Source organism: Sutcliffiella horikoshii (genome assembly GCF_020524325.1).
GTDB lineage: Bacteria > Bacillota > Bacilli > Bacillales > Bacillaceae_I > Sutcliffiella_A > Sutcliffiella_A horikoshii_D.
Genome location: NZ_JAIVKY010000002.1, coordinates 181526 through 207614, shown reverse-complemented (window position 1 = coordinate 207614; position 26089 = coordinate 181526). Strand labels below are relative to the sequence as shown.

The 26089-nt window shown below is 39.5% G+C and carries 27 protein-coding genes; 22 read left to right on the top strand and 5 right to left on the bottom strand.

Annotation, left to right across the window (positions count from 1 at the left end):
* Positions 1-31 precede the first annotated feature (31 nt).
* A complete protein-coding gene (locus tag LC091_RS02320) occupies positions 32-613 on the bottom strand; it encodes a 5' nucleotidase, NT5C type (RefSeq protein ID WP_226680106.1) in 582 nt (193 codons plus the stop codon).
* Between the two features lie 183 nt (positions 614-796).
* Between LC091_RS02320 and LC091_RS02315 the strand changes: the two genes are divergently transcribed.
* A complete protein-coding gene (locus LC091_RS02315; protein ID WP_226680105.1) occupies positions 797-1207 on the top strand; it encodes a DUF4190 domain-containing protein in 411 nt (136 codons plus the stop codon).
* A 58-nt stretch (positions 1208-1265) separates the two neighbouring features.
* Here LC091_RS02315 and ispG read toward each other — a convergent pair whose 3' ends face one another.
* From ispG to LC091_RS02300, 3 genes are all read right to left on the bottom strand, one after another.
* Positions 1266-2372: a flavodoxin-dependent (E)-4-hydroxy-3-methylbut-2-enyl-diphosphate synthase gene (gene ispG, locus LC091_RS02310; protein ID WP_148987621.1), complete on the bottom strand. Its 1107-nt coding sequence runs from the start codon at positions 2370-2372 to the stop codon at positions 1266-1268.
* A gap of 570 nt (positions 2373-2942) precedes the next feature.
* Positions 2943-3293 carry a hypothetical protein gene (locus LC091_RS02305; protein WP_226680104.1) on the bottom strand — a complete coding sequence of 117 codons (351 nt, stop codon included), beginning with the start codon at positions 3291-3293 and terminating at the stop codon, positions 2943-2945.
* Positions 3294-3397: 104 nt separating this feature from the next.
* A complete protein-coding gene (locus LC091_RS02300) occupies positions 3398-4183 on the bottom strand; it encodes a DUF1189 domain-containing protein (RefSeq protein ID WP_226680103.1) in 786 nt (261 codons plus the stop codon).
* 237 nt (positions 4184-4420) lie between these two features.
* Between LC091_RS02300 and LC091_RS02295 the strand changes: the two genes are divergently transcribed.
* The 12 genes from LC091_RS02295 to LC091_RS02240 all read left to right on the top strand — a co-directional run bounded on the left by LC091_RS02295 (position 4421) and on the right by LC091_RS02240 (position 18683).
* Positions 4421-6061 carry a Na/Pi cotransporter family protein gene (locus LC091_RS02295; protein WP_226680102.1) on the top strand — a complete coding sequence of 547 codons (1641 nt, stop codon included), beginning with the start codon at positions 4421-4423 and terminating at the stop codon, positions 6059-6061.
* 72 nt (positions 6062-6133) lie between these two features.
* Positions 6134-6613: a DUF456 domain-containing protein gene (locus LC091_RS02290; RefSeq protein ID WP_226680101.1), complete on the top strand. Its 480-nt coding sequence runs from the start codon at positions 6134-6136 to the stop codon at positions 6611-6613.
* 78 nt (positions 6614-6691) lie between these two features.
* Positions 6692-7651, top strand: coding sequence for a 6-phosphofructokinase (gene pfkA, locus LC091_RS02285; protein WP_226680481.1), 960 nt, complete (start codon positions 6692-6694; stop codon positions 7649-7651).
* Positions 7652-7789: 138 nt separating this feature from the next.
* Positions 7790-8398, top strand: a complete 609-nt coding sequence (locus LC091_RS02280; RefSeq protein ID WP_148965875.1) for a superoxide dismutase — start codon at positions 7790-7792, stop codon at positions 8396-8398.
* Positions 8399-8673: 275 nt separating this feature from the next.
* Positions 8674-9960 (top strand): MFS transporter, encoded by a 1287-nt coding sequence (locus tag LC091_RS02275; RefSeq protein ID WP_226680100.1) that lies wholly within the window; start codon positions 8674-8676, stop codon positions 9958-9960.
* Positions 9961-10110: 150 nt separating this feature from the next.
* Positions 10111-12273 (top strand): peptidoglycan D,D-transpeptidase FtsI family protein, encoded by a 2163-nt coding sequence (locus tag LC091_RS02270; RefSeq protein WP_226680099.1) that lies wholly within the window; start codon positions 10111-10113, stop codon positions 12271-12273.
* A 242-nt stretch (positions 12274-12515) separates the two neighbouring features.
* A complete protein-coding gene (locus LC091_RS02265) occupies positions 12516-13502 on the top strand; it encodes a PstS family phosphate ABC transporter substrate-binding protein (protein ID WP_226680098.1) in 987 nt (328 codons plus the stop codon).
* Positions 13503-13597: 95 nt separating this feature from the next.
* Positions 13598-14557, top strand: a complete 960-nt coding sequence (pstC, locus tag LC091_RS02260) for a phosphate ABC transporter permease subunit PstC (protein ID WP_226680097.1) — start codon at positions 13598-13600, stop codon at positions 14555-14557.
* A 1-nt stretch (position 14558) separates the two neighbouring features.
* Positions 14559-15443, top strand: a complete 885-nt coding sequence (pstA, locus tag LC091_RS02255) for a phosphate ABC transporter permease PstA (RefSeq protein WP_226680096.1) — start codon at positions 14559-14561, stop codon at positions 15441-15443.
* A gap of 18 nt (positions 15444-15461) precedes the next feature.
* On the top strand, positions 15462-16286 hold the full coding sequence (gene pstB / locus LC091_RS02250) for a phosphate ABC transporter ATP-binding protein PstB (RefSeq protein WP_226680095.1): 825 nt from the start codon (positions 15462-15464) through the stop codon (positions 16284-16286).
* Positions 16287-16309: 23 nt separating this feature from the next.
* Entirely contained in the window at positions 16310-16969 is a 660-nt protein-coding gene (gene phoU, locus LC091_RS02245) for a phosphate signaling complex protein PhoU (protein WP_226680094.1), read from the top strand.
* Between the two features lie 250 nt (positions 16970-17219).
* Positions 17220-18683 (top strand): SulP family inorganic anion transporter, encoded by a 1464-nt coding sequence (locus tag LC091_RS02240; protein ID WP_226680093.1) that lies wholly within the window; start codon positions 17220-17222, stop codon positions 18681-18683.
* An 81-nt stretch (positions 18684-18764) separates the two neighbouring features.
* Here the strand turns inward: LC091_RS02240 and LC091_RS02235 are convergent, their stop codons facing one another.
* Positions 18765-18917: a hypothetical protein gene (locus tag LC091_RS02235; protein ID WP_226680092.1), complete on the bottom strand. Its 153-nt coding sequence runs from the start codon at positions 18915-18917 to the stop codon at positions 18765-18767.
* A gap of 207 nt (positions 18918-19124) precedes the next feature.
* On the opposite strand from LC091_RS02235, the gene LC091_RS02230 reads away from it, so the two are divergent.
* The 9 genes from LC091_RS02230 to LC091_RS02190 all read left to right on the top strand — a co-directional run bounded on the left by LC091_RS02230 (position 19125) and on the right by LC091_RS02190 (position 26059).
* Complete coding sequence (locus tag LC091_RS02230; RefSeq protein ID WP_226680091.1) at positions 19125-19466, top strand: ArsR/SmtB family transcription factor; 342 nt, start codon at positions 19125-19127, stop codon at positions 19464-19466.
* 17 nt (positions 19467-19483) lie between these two features.
* Positions 19484-20782, top strand: a complete 1299-nt coding sequence (locus LC091_RS02225) for an arsenic transporter (protein ID WP_264179196.1) — start codon at positions 19484-19486, stop codon at positions 20780-20782.
* A 182-nt stretch (positions 20783-20964) separates the two neighbouring features.
* Positions 20965-21384 (top strand): arsenate reductase (thioredoxin), encoded by a 420-nt coding sequence (arsC, locus tag LC091_RS02220; protein WP_226680090.1) that lies wholly within the window; start codon positions 20965-20967, stop codon positions 21382-21384.
* Positions 21385-21445: 61 nt separating this feature from the next.
* On the top strand, positions 21446-21814 hold the full coding sequence (gene arsD / locus LC091_RS02215; RefSeq protein WP_226680089.1) for an arsenite efflux transporter metallochaperone ArsD: 369 nt from the start codon (positions 21446-21448) through the stop codon (positions 21812-21814).
* A 12-nt stretch (positions 21815-21826) separates the two neighbouring features.
* Positions 21827-23566: an arsenical pump-driving ATPase gene (gene arsA, locus LC091_RS02210; RefSeq protein ID WP_226680088.1), complete on the top strand. Its 1740-nt coding sequence runs from the start codon at positions 21827-21829 to the stop codon at positions 23564-23566.
* Positions 23567-23578: 12 nt separating this feature from the next.
* Positions 23579-24007, top strand: a complete 429-nt coding sequence (locus LC091_RS02205; protein ID WP_226680087.1) for a protein-tyrosine phosphatase family protein — start codon at positions 23579-23581, stop codon at positions 24005-24007.
* Positions 24008-24169: 162 nt separating this feature from the next.
* Positions 24170-24343, top strand: a complete 174-nt coding sequence (locus LC091_RS02200) for a hypothetical protein (protein ID WP_226680086.1) — start codon at positions 24170-24172, stop codon at positions 24341-24343.
* Between the two features lie 111 nt (positions 24344-24454).
* Positions 24455-25498 carry a zinc-binding dehydrogenase gene (locus LC091_RS02195; protein ID WP_226680085.1) on the top strand — a complete coding sequence of 348 codons (1044 nt, stop codon included), beginning with the start codon at positions 24455-24457 and terminating at the stop codon, positions 25496-25498.
* A 114-nt stretch (positions 25499-25612) separates the two neighbouring features.
* Positions 25613-26059 (top strand): MarR family winged helix-turn-helix transcriptional regulator, encoded by a 447-nt coding sequence (locus LC091_RS02190; protein ID WP_226680084.1) that lies wholly within the window; start codon positions 25613-25615, stop codon positions 26057-26059.
* Positions 26060-26089 lie beyond the last annotated feature (30 nt).

Here is a 26089-nt window from a genome sequence, read left to right as displayed (position 1 = left end):
GATGCTAGATATCCACTCTCCTTTATCATATTTATCGGGAAGCGCTTATTGTTTGAAGCAAGGACTGTACTTTTTGGTCTGCTTCTTGCCAATTAGCTACTCTGTGAACATTTGCAGGTATTGGCTCCCTATTGTATGGAGTATCGAATAATATAACAGGGATGTCACATTCTTCGCTTATATCACAAGCGTTATCATGTTTATCTTCAAAGAATAACTCTATGTTATGTTTTTTAACGGCAGCAATTTTATTGTGTGAACCAATCAATTCTATATGGTCGTAATCAATCTCTTGTTTGGAAAACCAGTTCTCTGTAACTTCAAGAAGGTGGTTTCTGCGGGCGCTTATAAAATATAAGTCGAATTCATTTTTCCAACGTTTTACAATTGATTTAGCTCCTTTGGCAAGAGGGGCATCTTTATAGATGATTGGCTCCATTTCGTCCATCCACTTCCAAAAGCCAGCTTCATCTAAGCCCATAAGAGGGGTCAGGTCATATTGTTTCATATCTTCAAGGGTAATATTTTTTTTCAATGTTTTATTGATGAAGGGTACAAAAGTCGAAGGGCAAGTTAATGTCCCGTCAATATCGATTCCGAATCTTTTTCTCATAATTGCCTCCAGTCCTATTGCTACACTTATTTTATCATATTTTGTCCTTTTTTCCCTGATTTTGTTGGTTGATTTAATAAAGGGGACATAACAAAACTTAACAAAGATTGACATCCATGATTTTGCGCTGTCTTGCTCATACTAAATAATGCTCCTAACTTCTTAAGAAAGCGAGGGATACGAATGGCAAGTGAATTTGAGAAAAACGAAGAGAAACTTGACCGTTTTGATTCAGACTTGGCTTATGAAGAACCTCATGTTTCTAGAGCGAAGGGACATCGGGACTTTTTAGAAGAGCATGCAGCTGAGGTTGCAGTGCCTCCTGTTGTACAATCAGATAGAAGCAGGGAACGAGAAGCAATTTTTGAAGAAGAGCGCAGTGACGTAATGGGGATGAGTGGAAGAGGACTAGGGATTCTAGGGTTAGCCTTATCTATCCTGTCGTTATTCTTTCTGCCAATCATTATGGGAGCTGCCGGTATTATCGTCGGCTTTATTGCCCGCAAGCGTGGGGCAACAGGGTTAGGAGCATGGGCAATCGGAATCGGTATCGTTTCCATTGTTGTTGGGATCTTTGTACTACCATTGTTTTAACACCACCTAAATGGTTCATCCATTTAAAGGCAGCAAAAAAGCTTGGCACCAATTGGTGTCAAGCTTTTGCCTTTTCTTCTTCTTGTTTTGCAAAATATTCTTCTGCAATTTTATCGATTTCTTTCTTCAGTTCATCAACCATGGTAGCTTCAGGCACTTTACGGACAATTTCTCCTTTACGGAAAAGTAGTCCTTCGTTACGGGCACCTGCAATTCCGATATCTGCTTCACGTGCTTCACCAGGACCGTTTACCGCACAACCTAGTACTGCAACTTTAATTGGCGCTTTTATTGTAGAGATGTATTCCTCTACTTCATTTGCAATACTGATCAAGTCAATTTCAATGCGTCCACATGTAGGACAAGAAATAAGTGTAGCTGCGTTAGAAGATAAGCCAAATGACTTCAATAATTCACGAGCAACCTTTACTTCCTCCACAGGATCTGCACTTAAGGAGATACGTAATGTGTTACCGATTCCCTTGCTTAAAATGGCTCCTAAGCCCGCTGCGCTTTTCACTGTACCTGCAAAAAGGGTCCCAGACTCTGTAATACCTAAATGAAGCGGGTAGTCAAAAGCTTTGGCTGCTTTTTCATATGCTTCAATGGCAAGATTAACATCAGAAGCCTTCATGGACACAATGATATCGTGGAAATCAAGGTCTTCTAATATTTTAATGTGGTGAAGAGCACTTTCCACCATGCCGTCTGCAGTTGGGTAACCGTATTTCTCAATGATACGTTTTTCCAAGGAACCTGCATTAACACCGATTCGAATTGGAATTCCTTTTTCTTTACATGCTTTTACAACAGCCTCAACCTTTTCGCGGCGACCAATATTACCAGGATTGATACGGATTTTGTCCGCTCCGCCTTCAATGGCTTTAAGCGCAAGCTTGTAATCGAAATGGATATCCACAACTAGTGGGATGTTGATTTGTTTTTTTATGTCTGCGATGGCATTTGCTGCGCGCTCGTCCGGACATGCAACTCGGACTACTTGACAGCCTGCTTCTTCCAAACGCTTTATTTCTGCAACCGTTGCTTCTACGTCATGTGTTTTAGTGGTTGTCATACTTTGGATAAATAGTTCGTTACTGCCGCCGATTGTTATGTCTCCAACTTTAACAGGGCGGGTTTTTGTACGATGTATTATTTCATTCACGAGTGAATCGCTCCTTTAGGAATGATCTACAGATCAAAACATCTTTCTTTCATAAGAGTAGCTTGTAATGAGAGAAAAAGCTAGTATTATCCACTAACTCCCAACATATTTTAACAATCGTAACCACATCTGACAAGTGAAAAAGTTTCCTGGCTCTCTGGAGACTGGGGCTAACTGTAGATTTCCGTTCCAGGAGCTTCGCTTGCCTGCGGGCGGTCCGTGAGCTACTCGGCTGAGCTGAAGCCACTCAGAAGTCTATGATTAAGGTGCACAATCATACACCGCTGTGAATTTCCGCAAATGGCTTCGCTTTCCTAGGGGCGCTGCTGGAGCCTCCTCGGCTTTCGCCTGCGGGGTCTCCATCTAGCGCTATCTCCCTCAGGAGTCTTCGCCTTTTGCTCCAATCCACAGCTAGAAATAATTAAGTACATGAGAATACAGTTTTTCAGTGGCTTCTTTGATATTTGGGGGTTCACCTGTCCCTTCCTCCCACGGGCGTCTGCGCGCCTTCCACTTCAATCAACTGGTTGTTTATTTCACAATAAATGCATAGAAAAAGTTTCCTGGCTTTTAGTAGACAGGAAACTTGTAGGTTTTGCCAATTTGGATTTTTTCTGGGGATATGCCTTCGTTTAAGTTTTGGAAGTCTTCTATTAGTTGTGTGATGGAAACGGGAATAGGTTTGTTGGCAATTTTCTCTGCGACAGTCAATACCGTATCGCCAGCTTTAATTTCCACTTCTATGTAAAGGTTGTTAGTAGGTGAGGATAGGGCGGAACTTTCTGATACAGTCTCCGAGTTTGTTATTGGGACTGGAGCGGCAACAGGAGCAGCGGGCTCAGGAATAGTGCCGGATGATAAATCGTAATAGATGCTGTATATGGTGACGAGAATGAGAGCTGCAACGAATAATCGGATCATTTTTATTTTTCCTCCTCAGTCAAGCTTACTTAACTATATGCTTGTCCGAGAAAAAGATGACAAAAAAACACCGACAAATTAGTTGAATTTGTCGGTGACATATACTAATTAATTGGAGGTGTAGGCAATTTAACTTTTACTTCCTTGATAATGAGATATAGAACAAAAAGAGAAACAGCAAAGCTTATTAATGAAGAAAAAGGAATAACTAAACCGCTTGCCTGCATGAGAGTGAAAATTAGCGTTGGAAGCGTGACAGCATAAGCAGCCAAAACCCATGTATGGCGATATTGCAATTTATTTCTTTTTAACACATTTTTAAGTAGTAATCCAAACAAACCTAAAATAGAGATCTGCACGAATTTAGTTGCTGTAAAGAACAGATAACCTACTATCAATAAAACAGTAATGATAATAGGGAATGCACTTCCCACAGAATCCATAAATTGAAGTAGATTCTCTTTTGTTACTTCTGTTCCTTGAAAATCACTGAGAGGTACGAAGTCTGTCTTTCCAGCTCCTTTAAAAATAATTTCATTTGATTGTACAGCCACAACTTCACCGTATGAGCTGATCTCCTCTATCGATAACTCATTTTCAGGATCCAATATAATGGTGAAGCCTTGGTCATCGGCGATAAACGGTTCATCTACATCTGCAAAAAATTCTCCATTCTGTATATAAAAGTCTGGGGTTTCATTTTGCAAAAATTCTTCTGTACTATTAACTAAATTCACAGCACTAGTTCCAAAAGTAATAAACATGGGAATAGAAGATATAAGAACGAGAAAAAATACGTACAGGATGGTTTTGCCTATTCCTTGAAAGCGGAAGGAGGCCATTGCTTTCGGGGAATACAAGCTCTTTACAAATTGAGATAAAATATTCAATTCCTATCAGTCCTTTTTAAAGTAATATACCAACTTCATGTTACCTTAACTAGGGTATGTGAACAATAATTAATTTCATAACAGTCACTAATGTAAATTTCAAGTTACGGTTTGTAAAGATAATGTAAATTTATCATCAATTCTATTTACATTAGAATCATATTAGGTTAATAATTGTATTTGGTTTTGTAGATTTTTGTCGATACTATATTGTTTTTGATTAAGGGGTTGAATTTATTGGACTTGGATGTTCAGAAGTTAATTTTTGAATTTATTGGTGGTCTGGGTATTTTCCTTTTCGGGATTAAATACATGGGTGACGGACTGCAAAAATCAGCTGGAGATAAGCTGAGAGATATTTTAGATCGTTTTACTACGAATCCGCTAATGGGTGTATTTGCCGGTATTCTAGTTACAGTTCTTATTCAATCAAGTTCCGGAACCACGGCACTGACAGTCGGTTTGGTTAGTGCTGGATTCATGACGCTTCGCCAAGCGATTGGTGTAATTATGGGTGCCAATGTTGGAACTACTGTTACAGCATTCATCATCGGTATTAAAATTGACGAGTATGCCTTGCCGATTATTGCAGTAGGTGCCATCTTGTTATTCTTCTTTAAAAATCAAAAAATACAATATTTCGGTCAGATTGTTTTTGGTTTTGGTACGTTATTCTATGGTTTAAAAATCATGGGAGGTGGACTTAAACCACTACGAGAGTTGCCAGCTTTCATTGACTTAACGGTAACTATGAGTGATAACCCAATTCTTGGGGTAGTAGTTGGAACGGTCTTTACCGTTATTGTTCAGAGTTCAAGTGCTACTGTAGGGATTTTGCAAGAACTTTATGGACAAGGTGCAATGGATCTTAGTGCTGCATTACCTGTACTTTTTGGAGACAATATTGGTACAACGATTACAGCAGTTTTAGCTGCTCTTGGGGCAAGCGTTGCCGCAAGACGTGCTGCTTTATCACATGTAATGTTTAATGTCTTGGGAACAGTAATTGTTTTGATATTGTTGATTCCTTTTCAAATGTATGTAGAATTCCTTCAACAAAAGCTAGATCTGAACCCTGAAATGACGATTGCATTTGCACACGGTTCTTTTAACATTGCCAATGTTCTTATTCAATTACCGTTTATTGGTCTACTAGCGTTGATTGTTACAAAAATCATTCCTGGAGAAGACAGCTTTGTTGAATATAAGCCAAAGCATCTTGATCCAATCTTTATTGAACAATCACCTTCACTAGCTTTAGGTCAAGCTAAAGAGGAAGTTCTGCGAATGGGTGAGTATTCTGTAGTAGGACTAGAATCTACACATGAATATTTAAAATCTGGTGTAACTAAGTATTCAGAACAAGCTTATCAAGTGGAAGAAGCTATCAATAATCTTGATCGAAAAATTACGGACTACTTAGTGAAGCTTTCTTCTAGCTCCTTATCTGATCATGAATCAGAAGAGCATTCCGTATTAATGGATACTGTTCGTGATATCGAGAGAATCGGTGACCATTTCGAAAACATCGTGGAGTTAGTTGATTATCAAATTGCCAACAAAGTGGAATTAACGGAAGCTGCTGAAACAGATCTTGAAGAAATGTTTACACTGACTCAATCAACTGTTAAAGAAGCTATTGAAGCTTTAAGATCGAATAATAAAGACTTAGCGAATGAAGTAAGATTGAAAGAAGACAAAATCGACAAAATGGAACGCTCTCTTCGTAAGAAACATATCTTGCGTATGAATGAAGGATTATGTTCCGGTCAAGCTGGAATTGTGTTTGTTGATATTATCAGTAACCTTGAGCGTATTGGGGACCATGCTGTAAATATTGCGGAAGCAGTTTTAGGAGAAGACCACGAAACTTTATAAAGGTTAAGAACGTATTAAAAACCAGACTCTTATGGGTCTGGTTTTTTTAAAATGTTTAAAGGAGGTTTTGTAATGGAAATCCTGTATTGGGCAATAATCATTGCATTATTTGTTATTGCTTTTGTTGGGCTGGTTTATCCCATCATTCCAAGTGTGCTCTTTTTAGTAGGTGGATTTCTTCTTTATGGGGTGTTTTTCTCTTTTGAAGAATTGACTTTATTATTCTGGATCATCACCGTGTTATTTGTTATTTTGCTATTTGTTGCGGACTACTTTGCAAATCTTTTAGGAGTAAAAAAGTTTGGCGGAAGCAATGCATCTATATGGGGAAGTACCATCGGATTATTGATTGGTCCTTTTGTTATACCGATAGCTGGTATTATTCTTGGCCCATTCTTGGGAGCGGTTATTGGTGAACTATTATTTAATAAAAATGGTTTAAAAGCGTCCATGAAAGCAGGTTTCGGATCTGTGGTCGGCCTGTTTAGTAGTGCATTGGTTAAAGGAATTATCCAGGGAATCATGATCATTATATTCTTTATTTTCGTATAAACAAGGTTATACTAGAAGTGTTTGAAAGAGATACATTTGTGTTATAGCAATAATATGTGCGAAGAAGGAGTGGGTGGCTTGAAGACGATTGGAGTTTTAACAAGTGGCGGTGACTCGCCTGGAATGAATGCGGCAGTCAGGGCTGTAGTAAGAAAAGCAATTTACCACAACTTGAATGTATATGGTATCTACCAAGGCTATGCAGGTCTTATGGCCGGCAATATCAAAAAGTTGGAGCTTGGATCCGTTGGGGATATCATCCACCGTGGTGGAACTGTTTTATATACGGCTAGAAGTGAAGAATTCAAAACCCTTGAAGGTCAACAAAAAGGAATAGAACAGTTAAAAAAACACGGAATTGAAGGCCTTGTTGTCATTGGTGGAGATGGCTCATATCGTGGGGCCCAAAAGCTTACAGAACATGGCTTTCCTTGTATCGGTTTGCCAGGAACCATTGACAATGACATTGCGGGAACAGATTATACCATCGGGTTTAATACAGCACTTCACACTGTCATTGATGCAATCGATAAAATTAGAGATACGGCAACCTCCCATGAACGTACATTCATTATTGAAGTAATGGGCCGCCATGCAGGGGACATCGCATTATGGGCAGGTCTAGCAGGTGGAGCTGAAACCATTATCATTCCTGAGATAGGCTTTAAGCTAGAGGATGTAGTCGGCCGAATTAAGAGTGGGCAAAAACGAGGCAAAAAGCATACGATCATTGTCCTTGCAGAGGGCGTTAGCAGTGGAATGGATTTTGCTAAACTGATTGAAAAAGAAACACAACTGGAAACCCGTGTGTCGGTTCTTGGTCATATCCAAAGAGGCGGAACACCAACTGCGTTTGACCGAGTTCTGTCAAGTCGTCTTGGCGGACGGGCTGTTGAGTTGTTGATGGATGGAAAAGCAGGCAGGGCAGTGGGAATGGAAAAAAATCAGATTGTTGATTATTCCTTTGATGAAGTATTCTCCATGCCGCACAAGATCGATGATAGTATGTATCGCTTATCGCAGGAGTTATCGATCTAGCCCAAAATAAATAATTTAATGTAGGTAAGCAGATTAATTGAAAGATTGTACAAGTTTTGGTAATCTGAAATTAACGGATCAAAAGGGTCATGCTTTTTTGGTTCAATATTAATACATAACAATTAGGAGGAGATAATTATGGCATACGAACTACCACAATTACCTTATGCATACGACGCATTGGAGCCTCACATCGACAAAGAAACAATGAACATTCACCACACAAAGCATCACAATACTTACGTAACAGGTATTAACGCTGCTCTTGAAGGACAAGCTGAACTTCAAGGTAAAAGTGTAGAGGAGTTAATCTCCAACATGGACGCAGTTCCTGAAAACATTAAAACAGCTGTACGCAACCACGGTGGTGGACACGCAAACCACAGCCTTTTCTGGAACATCTTGACTCCAGGTGGCGCTACTTCTCCAAACGGTGAATTGGCTGACGCTTTAACAAGCAAATTTGGTAGCTATGACAACTTCAAAGACGAGTTTGCAAAAGCTGCAGCTACTCGTTTCGGATCTGGTTGGGCATGGTTAGTAGTAAACAACGGTGAACTTGAAATCACAAGCACACCAAACCAAGACTCTCCATTAATGGAAGGTAAGACTCCAGTTCTAGGCCTTGATGTTTGGGAGCATGCTTACTACCTAAACTACCAAAACCGTCGTCCTGACTACATCAACGCATTCTTCAACGTAATCAACTGGGATGTAGTAGGAAAACTATACAACGAAGCAAAATAATAACCACCCCAAAAACTCTCATCCCTATGTGGATGGGAGTTTTTTTATGTAAAAAATGATGAGTGTATTGGAGCGGAAGGCACTCGACTCCAGCGGGGGAGAAACGGTAGGTTGAGACCCCTGAAGCGTTGTGAGGAGGCTCAAACACCGTCCCGCGGAAAGCGAGTGCCTGCAGCGGAAAGAAACGGTCAAACTTCAATAAGTCTAAAAAAATCAAAGTACATAACTCCCACTCCTTTAAGCCACAATAAACGTAGATAAAGGAGCGGGGTAATATGGCAGTACTAAAAAAACTTATCGGCGATGTCGAAGTCAACAAAGACCTGATGCTACTCTTAATCATCGGTGGACTCTATTCCCTCAGCATCGCGCTTTCCAATACATTCGTAAATGTATACCTTTGGAAGCAATCAGGTGAATTTAGCGACCTGGGCTTCTACAACTTAGCAATCGTCGTCTTTCAGCCGTTAACATTCATACTGGCAGGTAGATGGGCAAAAAAAATTGATCGAGTCATTGTGCTACGTTTAGGAGTCGTATTCTTAGCACTTTTTTATTTGTTCGTTTTGTTCATTGGAGACAAGGCTTCCACCTACTTATTGCTACTTGGTGCTCTACTTGGAATAGGCTATGGGTTTTACTGGCTTGCTTTTAATGTATTAACATTCGAGATTACAGAACCGGAAACAAGAGATTTTTTCAATGGATTTCTAGGAATTCTAACTTCAGTTGGCGGAATGATTGGACCCATAGCGGCAGGATATATTATTTCTACATTAGAAAAATTCACAGGATACACCGTGATCTTCACCATTTCCCTCATATTGTTCTTTGCTGCGGTAATTTTAAGTTTGTTTTTACAAAGGCGAGGGGCAGAAGGAAACTTTGAACTCCGACGCATCTTGCAGGAAAGAAAAAACAATGCAAACTGGGGATACATAACAAATGCTCATTTCTTTCAAGGATTACGTGAAGGTACGTTTCTTTTTGCCATCTCTGTTTTGGTATTTATCACAACCAACAGTGAATTGGCACTTGGAACGTTCGGACTGTTAAACTCAGCTGTGGCATTTGTCTGTTACTATCTAGCTACACGGCTTATCAAAAAAGAGTTCCGAAAAAAAGCTATCCTTCTGGGAGGACTGATATTGTATGGCGCTATTTTCTTTCTTATCTTTGAACTCACGTATGTGAAGTTGCTGATGTATGCAGTCACAATCGCAATTGCCTACCCATTGTTATTGGTCCCATATGTATCATTAACATACGATGTGATCGGGAGAGGATGGAAAGCGGCAGAAATGCGTATTGAATATATTGTTGTCAGGGAAATATTTTTGAACTTAGGACGTATTGCTTCAATTATCCTGTTTCTAATAGCCGTTATCTTTTTTGATACGCAAAAGAGTATTCCAATACTAATGTGTGTGATTGGAGCGGGTCATGCCTTGATTTATCCGTTCGTCCGAAAAGTAGAACTTGAACCCGTACCTTCTCCAAAGGAAGAGCCACATCCAATTGTGACAACTTTGAGAGACGGGGAAGGAGAATCAACTCCTTAAAAGATATTTAATAATAGAAATTTATTGAGATTTCCTATACAATAGAAAAAGACACAGACACCTATACAAACCAACGTAGGTGTCTCTTACTTTTTATAAAACATGTTGCTTAATAAGCCTATCGAAATAATTAATGAAAAGGTGTAAAGTATGACCAATCAAAAGCAAAAAAAGAAAAAGAAAAATTATGTCCCCTCACGCTTAAACCTTTTGTTTTTTGCGGTTTTTTTACTGTTCTCTGCCCTAATACTTAGACTAGGATTTGTCCAGATTGTTTTCGGGGAAGATTACCGCAAAGAAGTAGATCGGACCGAAAATGTTACGGTAAATACATTAGTACCAAGAGGGAAAATATATGATCGCAATGGGAATGTTGTAGTTGATAACACCCCATTAAATGCCATTACATATACACGCATGCAGTCAACAACCCAAAAGGAACAGTTGGAGGTTGCAAAAAAACTTTCAGAAATTATCACGATGGATATTGACAAGATTCAAGAAAGAGATAAAAAAGACTATTGGATTCTAACTCGTCCTGAAGAAGCGGCAAAATTGATAACAGATGAAGATCGAAAGAAGGTTGCGGATGGGGATTTAGCAGAAAGTGACTTATACGATTTGCAATTGGATAGAATTACGAAACAGCAACTAGATGAAATCACGAAAGAAGAAAAAGAGGTACTGGCTATTTTTCGTGAGTTCAATAAAGGGTATGCACTGACCCCGCAGATTGTTAAGAACCAAGATGTTACGGCCAAGGAATTTGCAATGGTTAGTGAGATGTTGACAGATTTACCTGGTGTGGATATTACAACAGATTTCATTAGATCTTATGCATATGGAACTACCCTGAATTCTGTTTTTGGAAATGTTTCAACTTCTGAGTCTGGCATACCAAGTGAGAAGATAGATGAGTTCCTCGCTCGTGGGTATAGTAGGAATGATCGTATTGGAACCTCTCAATTAGAAGCTCAATACGAAAATGTTCTTCAAGGCCAAAAAGCTAGAGTTCGCAATGTAACAGATACCGGTGGAAACTTGCTGCGTCAAGAAAAAGTATATGACGGTCAGCGCGGAAAAGATTTAATCTTATCTGTTGATATGGAATTGCAGCAGAAAATAGAAGAAGCTTTAATTGATGAGATGCTAAAAACACGAGCAGATCCTAACGCAAAAGCAAGATTCCTAGATCGTGCTTTTGTAGTTGTCATGAATCCTAAAACTGGTGAAGTTCTTTCACTTGCAGGAAAACAATTGATTCGGGATGAAGAGGATGGCCAACTTAAAATTTATGATAATGCATTGGGTGCCATTCAAGAAGCTTATGAACCAGGTTCAACGGTGAAAGGAGCTTCAGTGCTAGCAGGTTATCAGCATGGCGTCATCCAACCTGGTTCTTATCTATATGATTCACCTTTATATATTGGCCGCGCCCCAAATTCTTTAAAGAAAGCTTCATATACTAATATGGGGAGTATTAATGATTTAACAGCACTTGAAAGGTCTTCCAATGTCTATATGTTCAGAATTGCAATGGCAATTGCCGGTGCTAATTACTCGCCAAGGCAACCGTTATATATACCTCCAGCCGCATATGATACGTTTAGGTCCTACCTAGCTCAATTCGGTTTAGGTGTTGAAACGGGTATTGACCTTCCTCGTGAATCTGCGGGTTTTGAAGGAACAGATACCAGTCTGCCTGGTCTTCTTCTAGATTTATCCATTGGACAGTATGATACGTACACTACTCTTCAATTGGCTCAATATGTTTCTACCATTGCAAATGGCGGTTATAGAATGCAGCCGCAATTAGTTAAAGAAATCAGAGAGCCGAATAATGGAGAAGGTCTCGGTCGTGTAGTCGAACCATTTGAACCTAAAGTGTTGAACAGAGTAGATATGTCAGATAGTCAAATTAAGCGAGTTCAAGACGGTTTTATCAGGGTTTATCATGGATCAAGAGGAACAGCAAAAAGTTCTACAATGAAGGAATTTAAACCTGCAGGAAAATCAGGAACAGCACAATCAAGGTATATAGAGTATCTTCCTAATGGAGAACGACGCTCCTATGAAACGCTTAACTTTAATCTAGTAGGTTATGCTCCTTACGACAATCCAGAAATTGCTTATGCCATTATGGTTCCTTATGCATCTACTGACTTTAATGTAACAGGAGGAATCAGTACCCGTATTGGTGATGCTGTTTTGGATGCTTACTTCAACCTGAAGAAAGAACGAGCTAAAGAAAAACCGGAAGAAGAACAAACAGTTGAAGAGGCAGAACAAACTTCCGAAGAAGATACAGAATAATAGTCAAAAAGCACTCCATTCGGGGTGCTTTTTTGTGTCTTAATGCCACCTTTTTAATTTTGCAATAGCAAACTTACACTAAATTCCTCCATTATTCCCGATAAAACTACAGAAAAACCGACATTTACAAAACCTTTACACTTGATTCATACCCAGTTAACACACAAGTTATATTCTGTTATTCGTAGGGCAAGATAAACAGAAACATCAACAAAAACAAAAACCTTAGGGGGAATTAAGAAATGAAAAGCTTCAAACGTTTTTTATTACTAGCTATCGTTGCATCACTTGCAGTATTCGCTGCAGCGTGTGGCAATGCAAACAACAACGGTGGTAACGAAGGATCTTCAGAAGGAGCATCTGCTGAAGGTGGAGAAGAACTTGAAGGTAGTGTAGTAATTGATGGATCTGGTACAGTATTTCCTTTCATGTCATTAATGGCTGAAAAATACATGACAGAAGCTCAAGAAGGTGTATCTGTTGAAGTGAGTCGTGCTGGTACATCTGCTGGATTTAAGAAATTTCTAGTAGAAGACGGAACTGATTTCAATAACGCATCTCGTACAATTAAAGATGAAGAGAAAGCACAAGCTGATGAGCTTGGCATGGAAGTAAAAGAAATGAAAGTTGCACTTGACGGATTAACAATCGTAATCAACAAAGAAAACGATTGGGCAACTGAATTAACGGAAGAAGACATTAAAAAAATCTTCTTAGCTGAAGGTAATATTAAAAACTGGTCTGATATTAATCCAGATTTCCCTAATGAGCCAATCAAAGCTTACGGTCCAAACGAAAACCACGGAACATATGAGTTCTTCTGGGAAAAAATTCTTGAAGAAAAAGATTTAGTTGAAGGTGTTAACTTACAACAAGAATACTCTACATTAGTAGACCTTGTTTCTAAAGATAAAAACGCAATTGGATTCTTCGGTTATGGTTACTATGCAAGTAACACAGATAAATTAACAGCTGTGAAAGTTGACTTTGGTAACGGTCCTGTAGAACCATCACTTGATACAATCGCTGAAGATGGTGACTATGCTAACTTTACTCGTCCAGTATTCACTTACTTGAACGTAGATATGGCGAAAGAGAAGCCACAAGTACTTGACTATGCGATCTACACAATGGAAAATGCGCAAACTGTTGCAAGTGAAACAGGATTTGCTCCGTTGACAGATGAAGAGATCAAAGCTTCTGTAGAAGAGCTTGAAGGTTTAAAGTAAGTTATCAGGGAAGATGAGGGGCTCCTTGCTGCTCATCTTCCTCTATGTATTTTTAATATAGGCTTTGGATGGTCCTTGTTACGTTAGGGTAAAGGATGAAAGGGGATTTCAAATTGGCTAATCAGAAAGATAGCATCAATGTGAGAGAGTTAATCAATAAGAAAAAGACAACTCTTAACACGAATAGATTTATTGAAGCGTTTGTACCCAAATTTCTTTTGGGTATCGCAACAATTTCTATTTTTACAACATTAGGTATTATTTTTACATTATTATTTGAGACAGTAGAATTCTTTTCTAGAGTTCCGTTTCTTGATTTCTTTACAGGTACCCAATTAAAACCTTTAGGTGAAAATGCACAATTCGGTGTGCTTCCTTTATTGACAGGAACAATTATTTCTTCTGTCATTGCAATGGTTGTGGCGATTCCTATCGGTTTAATGAGTGCTGTTTTCTTAAGCGAATATGCCTCAGATAGAGTCAGAAGAACTTTAAAACCAGTTCTTGAAGTGCTAGCAGGTATTCCGACAATTGTGTACGGATTCTTTGCATTCACTTTTGTAACGCCTCTATTAAGACAAATTATTCCTGGTTTAGAACCAACGAATATCCTCAGCCCGGGTATAGTAATGGGTATTATGATTATTCCAATGGTTGCCTCTTTATCGGAAGACGCGATGAGCTCTGTCCCCAATGCAATGAGAGAGGGAGCATTGGCGCTTGGATCGACGAAACTTGAGGTTGCTTGGAAGGTTGTAGTTCCTGCAGCTATGTCTGGAATTGTCGCATCATTTGTTCTGGCTATTTCCCGTGCAATCGGTGAAACGATGATTGTAACCATTGCGAGCGGAAGTACAAAAAACTTTACGTTTGACGTTACACAATCTATGCAAACGATGACCGCATACATTGTGGAAGTAACCGGTGGGGATGCACCAGCTGGTTCAACTTTATATTATAGCTTGTATGCTGTCGCGATGACGTTGTTCGTCTTTACTCTTGTCATGAACCTGATCGCACAGTATATCTCTCGCAAGTATAGGGAGGAATATTAAGATGAAACATGTTGATGCAGCGCAAGTACAAAAGAAAATGAATTCAAGATTAGCGGTGAACAATATTGCTAAATCATTATTTTTAGCAGCAACATTAATTGGTCTTGTTGTACTCGTCATTCTTTTTTACCGTGTTATTTCGCAAAGTATGGGTTGGATTGATTTTCAATTTATTACGAATAAACTATCTACAATGGCGGACCGAGCTGGAATCATGGGTGCCATTATGGGTACTGTATGGCTGATGGTAGTTGTTGCGCCTATAACATTGTTTCTAGGTGTTGGAACGGCTATCTATTTAGAAGAGTATGCAAAAAAAGGACGCCTACAACGCTTTTTACAAACAAACATTTCAAACCTTGCAGGTGTACCTTCGATTGTATTTGGTATTTTGGGATTAACTATTTTTGTTAGAGCGGCTGGCCTTGGAAATATTGTTCTGGCTGGTGGTCTGACAATGGCATTATTAGTTCTTCCTATCGTAGTTGTAGCGAGTCAAGAAGCAATTCGCTCAGTTCCTGGTTACTTAAGAGAAGCATCTTACGGAATGGGTGCGACTAAATGGCAGACAATCAAGAATATCGTTTTGCCAGCTTCATTACCGGGTATTTTAACAGGAGTTATCCTTGCGCTATCCCGTGCCATCGGGGAAACAGCTCCACTAGTTGTATTAGGAATTCCAGCATTGTTGATTCCGCTACCTGAGGGGATTTTCGACAAATTCACGGTACTTCCAATGCAAATTTACTATTGGACGATTGACGCAGCTCTTGTAGCAGAATATGCGAACCTTGCAGCAGCAACTATCGTAGTACTACTTTTCATTTTATTAGTCATGAATTCCATTGCAGTCATTATTCGAAATAAATTCCAAAGAAGATTTTAATCCTAGGAGGAATCATCTATGCAAATTGCAGTGCCTGAACGTGAGACGAAGAACAATACTTCTTCTAAAACCAACACTCCAAAAAATAAAAATATTGTTTATCATACAAAAGATTTAAACTTATGGTACGGGGAAAACTTGGCATTGAAAAACATCAACTTGCCGATATACGAAAACGAAGTTACGGCAATCATCGGTCCATCCGGTTGCGGTAAATCCACTTATATCAAAACGTTGAATCGTATGGTGGAATTAGTACCAAGTGTAAAAGTTTCTGGTGATATCCTATATCGTGAGAAGAATATTTTAGGAAAATCGTATAAAGTGGAAGAATTAAGAACGAATGTAGGGATGGTTTTTCAAAAGCCTAATCCGTTCCCTAAGTCCATTTATGACAATATTGCTTACGGACCAAGAATCCATGGAATCCGTAACAAAAAAGTCCTTGATCAAATCGTAGAAAAAAGCTTACGTGGAGCGGCTATCTGGGATGAAGTGAAGGACCGTCTAAAAGAAAATGCTTATGGTCTATCAGGTGGACAACAGCAACGTTTATGTATTGCTCGTTGTTTGGCTATTGAGCCAGATGTCATCTTAATGGATGAACCAACATCGGCACTTGACCCTATCTCTACCCTAAAAGTGGAAGAACTCGTTCAAGAACTGAAGAAAGACTATAGTATCGTCATTGTTACGCATAATATGCAACAGGCTGCACGTATATCCGACAGAACCGCTTTCTTCTTAAATGGGGAAGTGGTAGAATATTCTGAAACAGATAAATTGTTCTCAAATCCGTCAGATAAGCGTACAGAAGACTATATTACTGGTCGTTTCGGATAATAAAGGTAGAGAGGAAGAGGTAGATGGTATTGCGTCAATTTCATGTGGATTTAGAAACGTTAAGAGATAAATTATTGGAACTTGGAAGTTTGGCTGAAATTGCAATGGGAAAATCCATTGACGCCTTAACAAATCAAAATGTAGATCTTGCTCTTCAAATTATTGAAGAGGACAACAAGGCAGACCGTTTAGATGAAGAGATCAATGACTTTGCCATTCTTCTTATTGCCAAACAACAGCCAGTGGCGATTGATTTACGGAGAATTTTTGTAGCAATTAAAATCTCCACGGATGTTGAACGTATCGCAGATTTTGCTGTAAATATTGCAAAGTCTACGATAAGAATAGGTAAAAATTCTCAACCGTTAATTCAGATTGAAAAGATAGAAAAAATGCATAGCATCGCAACGGAAATGCTATCTCTTGCATTAAAGGCCTATTATGATGAGGATGTAGTCCTTGCGAAGAAAGTAGCAGACATGGATGACCAAGTGGACGAGCTATACGGTCAAAACATTCGTGAACTGCTTCAACTGACAAAAGATTATCCAGACATGATCCCTGAAATTACTCAATTGAGCTTCATTTGCCGTTATATTGAGCGTATGGCAGATCATACGACTAATATTTCAGAGAATATTTTCTACCTTGTAAAGGGAAGTCATTATGAATTGAATGATTGAATCGATGAGCTCTGTTCTTAAATGAACAGAGCTTTCTTTATTTCTTAAATGTCTATTTTTTTACAGACATACAAAAACATTAGATAAGCTGAGAAAAAGTGAGAAAGTAAGAGGTAAACTCTTATGTTCCCGTTTTCATAAAGATTTTCAGCTTAGATAATATATGGTATGATTCATTCTGTTGCAAACGGACCCGACTTTCTTGAGAGTAGAAAGTCACAAAACTAAATAATAAAGAAAGAGGTGTGCTATGAACGTAGCAAACTTAAAACAAGAATGGTTTGGCAATGTGCGTGGAGACGTACTAGCCGGTATGACCGTAGCATTAGCCCTCATTCCTGAAGCAATCGCATTCTCTATCATCGCTGGTGTTGACCCGATGGTGGGACTTTATGCGTCCTTCTGTATTGCCGTGGTTATCGCCTTCACAGGTGGACGACCAGGGATGATTTCTGCTGCAACTGGAGCGATGGCTTTACTCATGGTTACATTAGTTGCAGACCATGGAATTGAATATTTGTTCGCAGCTACAGTGTTGACGGGGATCATACAGATTTTGATGGGTGTATTTAAACTTGGTAAATTTATATCTTTTCTCCCTCAAGCAGTAATTATTGGTTTTGTTAATGCATTAGCAATTTTAATTTTCACCGCACAATTAGTGCATTTTACTCCGGAAAAAGGTGGATCTTGGATAATGGTCGGTTTTGTCATTGCTACCCTTGCCATTATATATCTGCTACCAAGAATCACAAAAGCATTACCATCTGCATTAGTGGCAATTGTCGTTATCACAGCCATTACCCTATTTGGTGGAGGGTTTGGTCTGAGTACAGTAGGAGATCAAGGAGAGATTTCTAGAACCTTGCCTTTCTTCCATATCCCTATGGTTGAGTTGTCATGGGAAACACTTATGATCATCCTTCCGTATGCATTCACGTTGGCGATCGTGGGTAACCTTGAGTCGTTACTGACGGCAACAATTGTCGATGAAATGACAGATACTAAGAGTAATAAGAACCGAGAAATGAAGGGGCAAGGTATTGCAAACGTCGTAACCGGCTTCTTCGGTGGTATGGCTGGTTGTGCCATGATTGGACAATCTGTTATCAACGTTAAATCCGGTGGGCGGGGAAGGCTTTCTGCTTTAGTTGCAGGGACTTTCCTATTATTCTTAATCATGGTATTAGGTGATATCGTTGTACAAATCCCAATGGCTGCACTTGTTGGAGTAATGATCATGGTTTCAATCGGAACATTTGATTGGCAGTCCATCCGCGAACTTCACAAAATACCTCGCGCAGATGCGGTAGTAATGATCGTAACGGTTGCAATTGTTGTGTACACACATGACCTTGCAAAAGGTGTAGCGGCAGGGGTTGTCTTAAGTGCATTAATTTTCGGCTGGAAGATGGCGAAGATAAAAGCTACTATGACGTTAAAAGATGAGGTTATGCATTATCAAATCTCTGGGCAAATGTTCTTTGGAACGATGAGTCATTTTGTGGATTTATTTGATTATAATAATGATCCAAAAGAGGTTGTCATCGACTTTAGCAATACCCATATATGGGATCAATCTGCAGTAACCGCAATTTCAAAAACGGTGCAAAAATATCAAAGATTAGGTAAGAACGTAAAAATTATAGGCCTTAACGATGAGAGTAAAACACTAATAGACAGAGTGGGTTTATCTGCTACTTCTGGTCATTAAATAATAATTAATTGACGGGACAATTCATTTTGTCCCGTTTTTTGTGCAAATAGACATAATAAAAAGGAGCACAGAAGCTCCTTAAGGTGTGTGATGAATGAAAGAAAAGAATGCGGCTATCGAAGCCAACATTGATTTGGATTTTTTTACTTTTTGTTCTAAGTCAATTTTTGCTTCTTCTTTTTCCACATGTAGGTTTTGAAAAGCTCGTCGTCTGTACTGATAGTCCATCATTATACAGCATCACCTTTCCCACTCATATGTTATTGAAAACGCTTTCTAATAATATCATAACAATTAACAGATAATTCTGCAATTAAACTTCACGTTTTCTTTACAAAAGAAAGCTTGAAACCAGTATATAAGTGTTTTATTATATAAGCATATTGTTATATAAGCGTTTGATTATATTACTTATCCTTTCCAAAGGTAGGTGTACGTATGCAACAAGTACTGAGAATGGACGAAGCGGCAGCCACCCTAAAAATCTTAGGAGATAAAACAAGGCTTTCTATGTTGGCACTACTGCAGGACCATGATTGCTGCGTCTGCGAATTTGTGGAAATCTTCCAAATGAGCCAGCCTTCTATTAGTCAGCATGTAAAAAAACTGAAAGAAGTCGGCCTTGTTAAAGAATCAAGAAAAGGTCAGTGGATTATGTATTCCATCAATACAGAACATCTACACTACGAATTAATCAAATCAATTCTTGTGCATGTTCCTTCACTCGAAGAGAAGCTGAAGGAACTGGAGGAAAAAGGACTTAGAATTACTTGTTGTTAGTTTAAGGGGGGAATATTTTGCTGGATATAATTTTGGCATCTGTGATTTTTTTACTTACATTGGTTTTTGTTATCTGGCAGCCTAAGGGATTGTCTATCGGGTGGTCAGCCTGTGGAGGTGCACTCTTGGCATTGCTTTTTGGTGTCGTAACCTTTACAGACGTTATTGATGTGACAAGCATCGTTTGGAATGCAACATTGACGTTTGTGGCATTGATTATCATATCCCTCATTTTAGATGAAGTAGGATTCTTTGAGTGGTCTGCCTTACACATGGCGCGATTCGCTAAGGGAAGTGGAGTGAGGATGTTCATCTATATCACCTTGCTTGGGGCAGTAGTTGCAGCATTCTTCGCAAATGATGGAGCGGCACTTATCCTGACTCCGATTGTTCTTGCAATGGTGAGGAACTTGCAGTTTAAAGAAAAGATGATCTTACCGTTTATTATGGCTAGTGGGTTCATTGCTGACACCACTTCGCTACCACTAGTGGTTAGTAACCTTGTGAACATCGTTTCTGCAGACTTTTTCGATATAGGGTTTGTGGAATATGCTTCACGAATGATTGTTCCGAACTTCTTTGCGCTTGGTGCAAGTATTGTAGTGCTTTACTTGTTCTTCCGTAAAAGCATTCCGGAAAACTACGATATTTCCGTATTGAAGGCACCGAGAGAAGCAATAAAAGATATGAAGCTTTTCAATCTTTCATGGATAGTGTTAGCTGTCCTTCTGATAGGATATTTTGCTAGTGAATTTGCCGGTATTCCTGTTTCATTTGTAGCAGCATCTGTAGCTATTATTTTTCTATTAATAAGCAGAAACAGTCCAGTCATTAACACGAAGCAGATCTTAAAAGGCGCGCCTTGGGCCATCGTGTTCTTCTCGATTGGGATGTATGTGGTTGTATATGGGCTAAGAAACGTAGGATTGACAAATCTACTTACAGATGTCATCCAAATGGCAGCTGATGAAGGACTTTTCGTTGCAACGTTATCCATGGGGTTCATTGCAGCTATCCTTTCATCTTTCATGAATAACATGCCGACTGTCATGATTGATGCATTGGCAATCAAAGATACAGTTACAACCGGAACCATCCGGGAAGCGTTAATCTATGCCAATGTTATTGGATCAGACCTTGGCCCGAAAATTACACCAATCGGTTCCTTGGCAACATTACTATGGCTACACGTTTTAAGTCTTAAAGGTGTAAAAATCAGTTGGGGCTATTACTTCAAAGTAGGTATCATCCTAACTATACCAACTCTATTCATCACGCTATTAGGCCTATATTTCTGGCTTTTAATAATTGGTTAAGAAGTTTCCCTGTTGATTGTAGTGAAGGGAATGAGAATCCGGCGGGAGGTAGCGGTTGACTTGAGACCCCACAGGCGAAGCCGAGGAGGCTCAAGCACCGCCCCGCGGAAAGCGAATACCTGGAACGGAAATTAACAGGAGTCGGAGTAAATATCAAAAAACAAATAAAGGAGTTTTTCATCATGACTAAAAAAACAATCTACTTCCTATGCACAGGTAACTCTTGCCGCAGCCAGATGGCAGAGGGCTGGGGGAAAAAATACTTAAGCGACGAGTGGGACGTATACTCAGCAGGTATCGAAGCACACGGTGTAAACCCAAACGCAGTAAAAGCTATGAACGAAGTGGACGTAGACATCACCAACCAAACTTCTGACACAATTGATCCTGAAATCCTGAAAAAAGCTGACCTAGTCGTAACACTTTGCGGTCATGCTGCAGATGTGTGCCCCGCAACACCACCAAACAAAGAGAGAGTTCACTGGGGATTTGATGATCCTGCGAAAGCGGAAGGAACAGAAGAAGAGAAGTGGAAGTTCTTCCAACGAGTACGTGACGAAATTGGTGACCGTATCCAAACGTTTGCTGAGACTGGAAAATAATTAAAATGGCCGAGTGAAATATCTCGGCTATTTTTTCTATAACGGAAAGGGGAAATAAGAAATGGCTAAAATTGAAATTTTTGACCCGGCAATGTGCTGTGCAACTGGAGTATGTGGGCCTAGTGTTGACCTGGAATTAACAAGGGTAGCAAGTGCTATATTTTCCATGCAACAAAAAGGGATCGACATTTCCCGTTACAATTTAGGCTCAGAGCCAGAACCTTTTGTAACGAACCAAAAGGTGAATGAATTGCTAATGGAAAAAGGACCGGAATGTCTTCCGGTTATTCTAGTAGATGGTGAAGTTGCCAAAATGGAGGATTACCCTACAAATGAGGAGTTTGCTAAATGGACCGGTGTGAAAGTAGAGGAAATGGTTCAGGAAAAACCAAAAAAGAAACTCAACATTACTCTAAACTCAATCAACTAGGAGGGTGGCTTTATGCTCCCAACATTCCAACCAAAAACAAATATACAAACACCATATCTATTTTTTACTGGTAAAGGTGGGGTTGGTAAAACGTCCACAGCATGTGCCACTTCTATCGCTCTTGCCGAAGAAGGGAAGAGGGTATTGATAGTCAGCACCGATCCAGCTTCCAACCTACAGGATGTGTTTGAAACGGAACTGACAAATGATATATCCGAAATTCCTAGTGTGGAGGGACTATATGCCTGCAATCTTGATCCAGAGGAAGCCGCGAGAGATTACAGGGAAAGTGTGATTGGTCCTTATAAAGGAAAACTCCCTGAATCGGTATTAGCTACCATGGAGGAACAGTTATCAGGGGCATGTTCGGTTGAGATTGCAGCTTTTGACCAATTTTCAACATTGCTTACACAAGAAGAGATAACCGGTCAGTTTGATGTGATTGTATTTGATACAGCTCCAACTGGCCATACACTTAGGTTGCTCTCCTTACCTTCTGCATGGAACACCTTTCTTGAGGAAAGCACGCATGGTGCTTCCTGTTTAGGGCCACTTTCTGGGCTTGGTGCAAAAAAGGAGCTCTATGAACAGACAGTAATGGCATTGGCTGATCCTACACAGACTCAATTGTTTCTCGTAACTCGTCCTGATGAATCACCAATATTCGAAGCTGCTCGAGCATCTAAGGAGTTGCGAGAAATAGGGCTACACAACCAGCAACTTATTGTAAATGGTTTATTGGAAAAACCAGTTATCAATGATGAAGTGTCTTTGGCATTTTTTGATAAACAGCAGAAAGCCATGGATGTTGCCATTAATACATTTAAAGAAATACCGATGACATATTTACCTTACATCTCATACTCATTAACAGGGACTAGTGCGTTAAAAGCTTGGTTAAATGGAGAAACGGTTCAAGTTGACGCAGGTAATATAAACCCTAGCATACTAACTGAACTCGCAAAATTTGATCAAGTAGCTGAGGAAATCATAAGCCAGAATCTCCGTGTGATATTTACAATGGGGAAGGGCGGAGTCGGAAAAACAACCCTTGCTGCGAAGCTTGCTATGACACTTGCTGAGAAAGACATGAAAGTCCATCTCACTACAACCGACCCAGCTGCCCATCTTGAATATGTTTTAAAGGACAAAAATTTAAAAGAACATATACAGGTCAGTAAAGTGGATCCGAAAGCTGAAGTAGAAGCATATAAAAAGCAAGTACTTCAACAAGCTGGAAATGGATTAAGTGAGGAGCAACTTGCATACCTTGAGGAGGATCTTAATTCTCCATGTACAGAGGAGATAGCGGTATTTCAGAAATTTGCTAAGATAGTTGGACGAGCAGACGAAGAAGTGGTCATCATTGATACTGCACCTACAGGGCATACCTTGCTGCTCCTGGACGCGGCCCAATCGTATCAAAAAGAATTACTGCGTTCAACGGGCGAAGTTTCTAAAGAAGTGGCAAACCTGCTGCCTCGACTTCGTAATGCAAAAGAAACAGCCGTACTCATTGTGACCCTCCCAGAAGCAACACCAGTACTTGAAGCAGAAAGGCTACATGCTGATTTAGAGCGTGCTTCTATTGTCCCGCGTTGGTGGATCATCAATCAGAGCTTTGCGATTACAGACACAAAAGATCAATTGCTCTCAGGAAGAGGAAAGCATGAAATACCATGGATTGAAAGAGTAAAAGCAAGGAAAGTGAAGTGTGCTATTCTACCGTGGGAAAAAGAGAACCTTTTATAGGAGTGAGAAATTATGACAAGCGAGAAGAGCTATCAAGAATTAATGGAGAATGTTTTTATCGGTGGTGCAGATCAAGTTAAAGAAGCACATACAAATGAAGGTCTGGATGTTATTATAGACTTACGTGCCAAAACCGTTAATGTAGAAGATAATCTACCTAGAATCCATATGCCAATCGTGGACGATACGGCCAAACAGGATGAATCAGTGAAAGCAGCTATTAAGTATGTGGTACAAGCTCAAAAAGAAGGAAAGAAAGTATATTTTCATTGTTCCGGTGGGCGTAACAGAACAGGCACGGTTGCAATGGGTACCCTGCTTCACATAGGGAAAGCTAGTACTGTGGAAGAAGCGGAAAAGCTTGCAACTTCCATCCGTCCTGTTATTAATATGAAGCCGGAATTAAAAGTAGTGCTTCAAAACATGTACGAAAAAAATTAAGAGTTAAACGACCTTTAGAAAAAATAATTAGAAGGCTGGTGACTGGCCGTGAAGGTTTCAAACGAAGCAAGAGACGTACTGACGGATATCCTGCGTGAAAACGGGGCAAGTAATATACGTGTCTACTTTGCAGGCTGGGGCTGAGGAAGCCCACAATTAGGATTGTCTCTGGATGAGGCAAAAACAGAAGATAAAGTAGAAACATTAAATTCAATCATAGTGGCAATCGATCCGAAAATCGAAAGCATGACAACCGACCTTGTATTGGATGTTCAAGAAACACCACAAGGGAAAGGGTTAGTATTGTTGGGAATGAAGGATAGTGATTGTTGTTAAATTAATTGGAAGAGTAAGCATAAAGTTAAGCTTGCTCTTTTTTTCGTAAATAGCCAAAAAAGGTTTATACTATAATTGACGATAAATGAAAGAGAGAAAGGTGTTGTCTATATGAAGGCGGTCCAAGTAACCGGATATGGGGATGTTGAAATGTTGGAAACAGTAGACATACCAATACCTGATCCAAAAGAAAATGAAGTACTAGTAAAGGTGAAAGCCTGTGCGATTAATAATACTGAAATCTGGATGAGAGAAGGGGCTTACGGCACCGATTCTAAGTCCGGGTGGAAGCCAGAAGGAGTACAATTCCCACGTACACCTGGATCTGACATAACGGGAACCATTGTAAAAGTCGGAAGTCAGGTGGAAGAATCTATGATGGGAAGAGATGTTGTTTTATTTCCTTTTACATCTAGTGGAGAAGAAGGTAAGGAACATATTTCAGCAGATATGTCCTTTATCGGTTCGGAATACGATGGTGGTTATGCGGAATATGTGGTGTGGCGTGCTGACCTTTGTTATGACATGCCGCTTCCAAGTTATTCAGAAAGTGCGGTTTTTTCCGTGAGCGGATTAACTGCATGGCATATGGTCAATCAGATTCAAATTCAACCTGGTGAAACAGTGATGGTAACAGGCGCTAATGGTGGGGTGGGCTCCTTAAATGTACAAATTGCCTCTAAAGTTTTCGGCGCGAAGGTTATTGCAATCGTAGGGGACCTGAATGGCGAGGAAAGAATGAAGGAATTAGGTGCGACTCATGTTTTATCCTACAAATCCGATAATCTTTCTGAAGAAATATTAAAAGTAAATCAAGGCCCGATAGATTCGGTATTAGATGTAGTGGGAGATGCTTTATTTTCTACATCCCTTAAAGTGTTGAAAAATGGAGGGAAGTTTTGTATATCAGGCTCTGCGGGTGGCCAGAAGACAAATCTTGACTTTAGAACACTTTATCTTAAACATATCACCATGTATGGATCGGTCTTGGGAACAAGAGAAGAATTTAAAGATATGCTTCAGGCAATAGCAGAAGGTAAATTAAAACCTGTCATTGATAAAACATTTCCGTTAGAGAAAGCTAGAGAAGCCCAGACTTACTTTAAGGAGAAAGGGAAGTTAGGGAAAATATTGTTGTTGCCGGAAGGAAAATAACCGTTTCCTGTCAGCGTTAATTATAGATATTTGGCGCTGATAAGGAAATTTATTTCCGGAATATAGTTGTAAAATGCAAGTATTTAAGTATAATAAAAGAAAGAGGTGAAAACAATGGAAGACGTTAGAGCGATTCTTCAGATTACGATGCGAAGGTTTGGTATGTTAAATAAAAACTGCTGCTCAGTTGAGGAACAGGAAATATCTCAAGTCCAAAGCCATATTCTTTACGAACTAGCCCGAACAGAAGGGCCTTCCATGCAACAAGTGGCGGAAACGATTGGCATGGATATCACGACATTCAGCAGGCAGATTCAAACCCTGGTAAAAATGGAATTGGTGGAAAAAAGACAATCCAATGAAGATAAAAGAATGTACCATTTATACCTCACTGAAAAAGGCGATAAACTGGAAGATGAAATCAATCAACAAATGCATCATTACTTAACAAATGTTTTTTCTAATTTAAATGAAGTAGATAGAGTTAAAGTGGTAGAGTCTTTAAAAGTATTGAATGCAGCGATGAGTAAGAGTAGCATGTGCTGTAAGCCGTTATATTGAGCAAGTTTCAAAGCTTGCTTTTTTATAGGA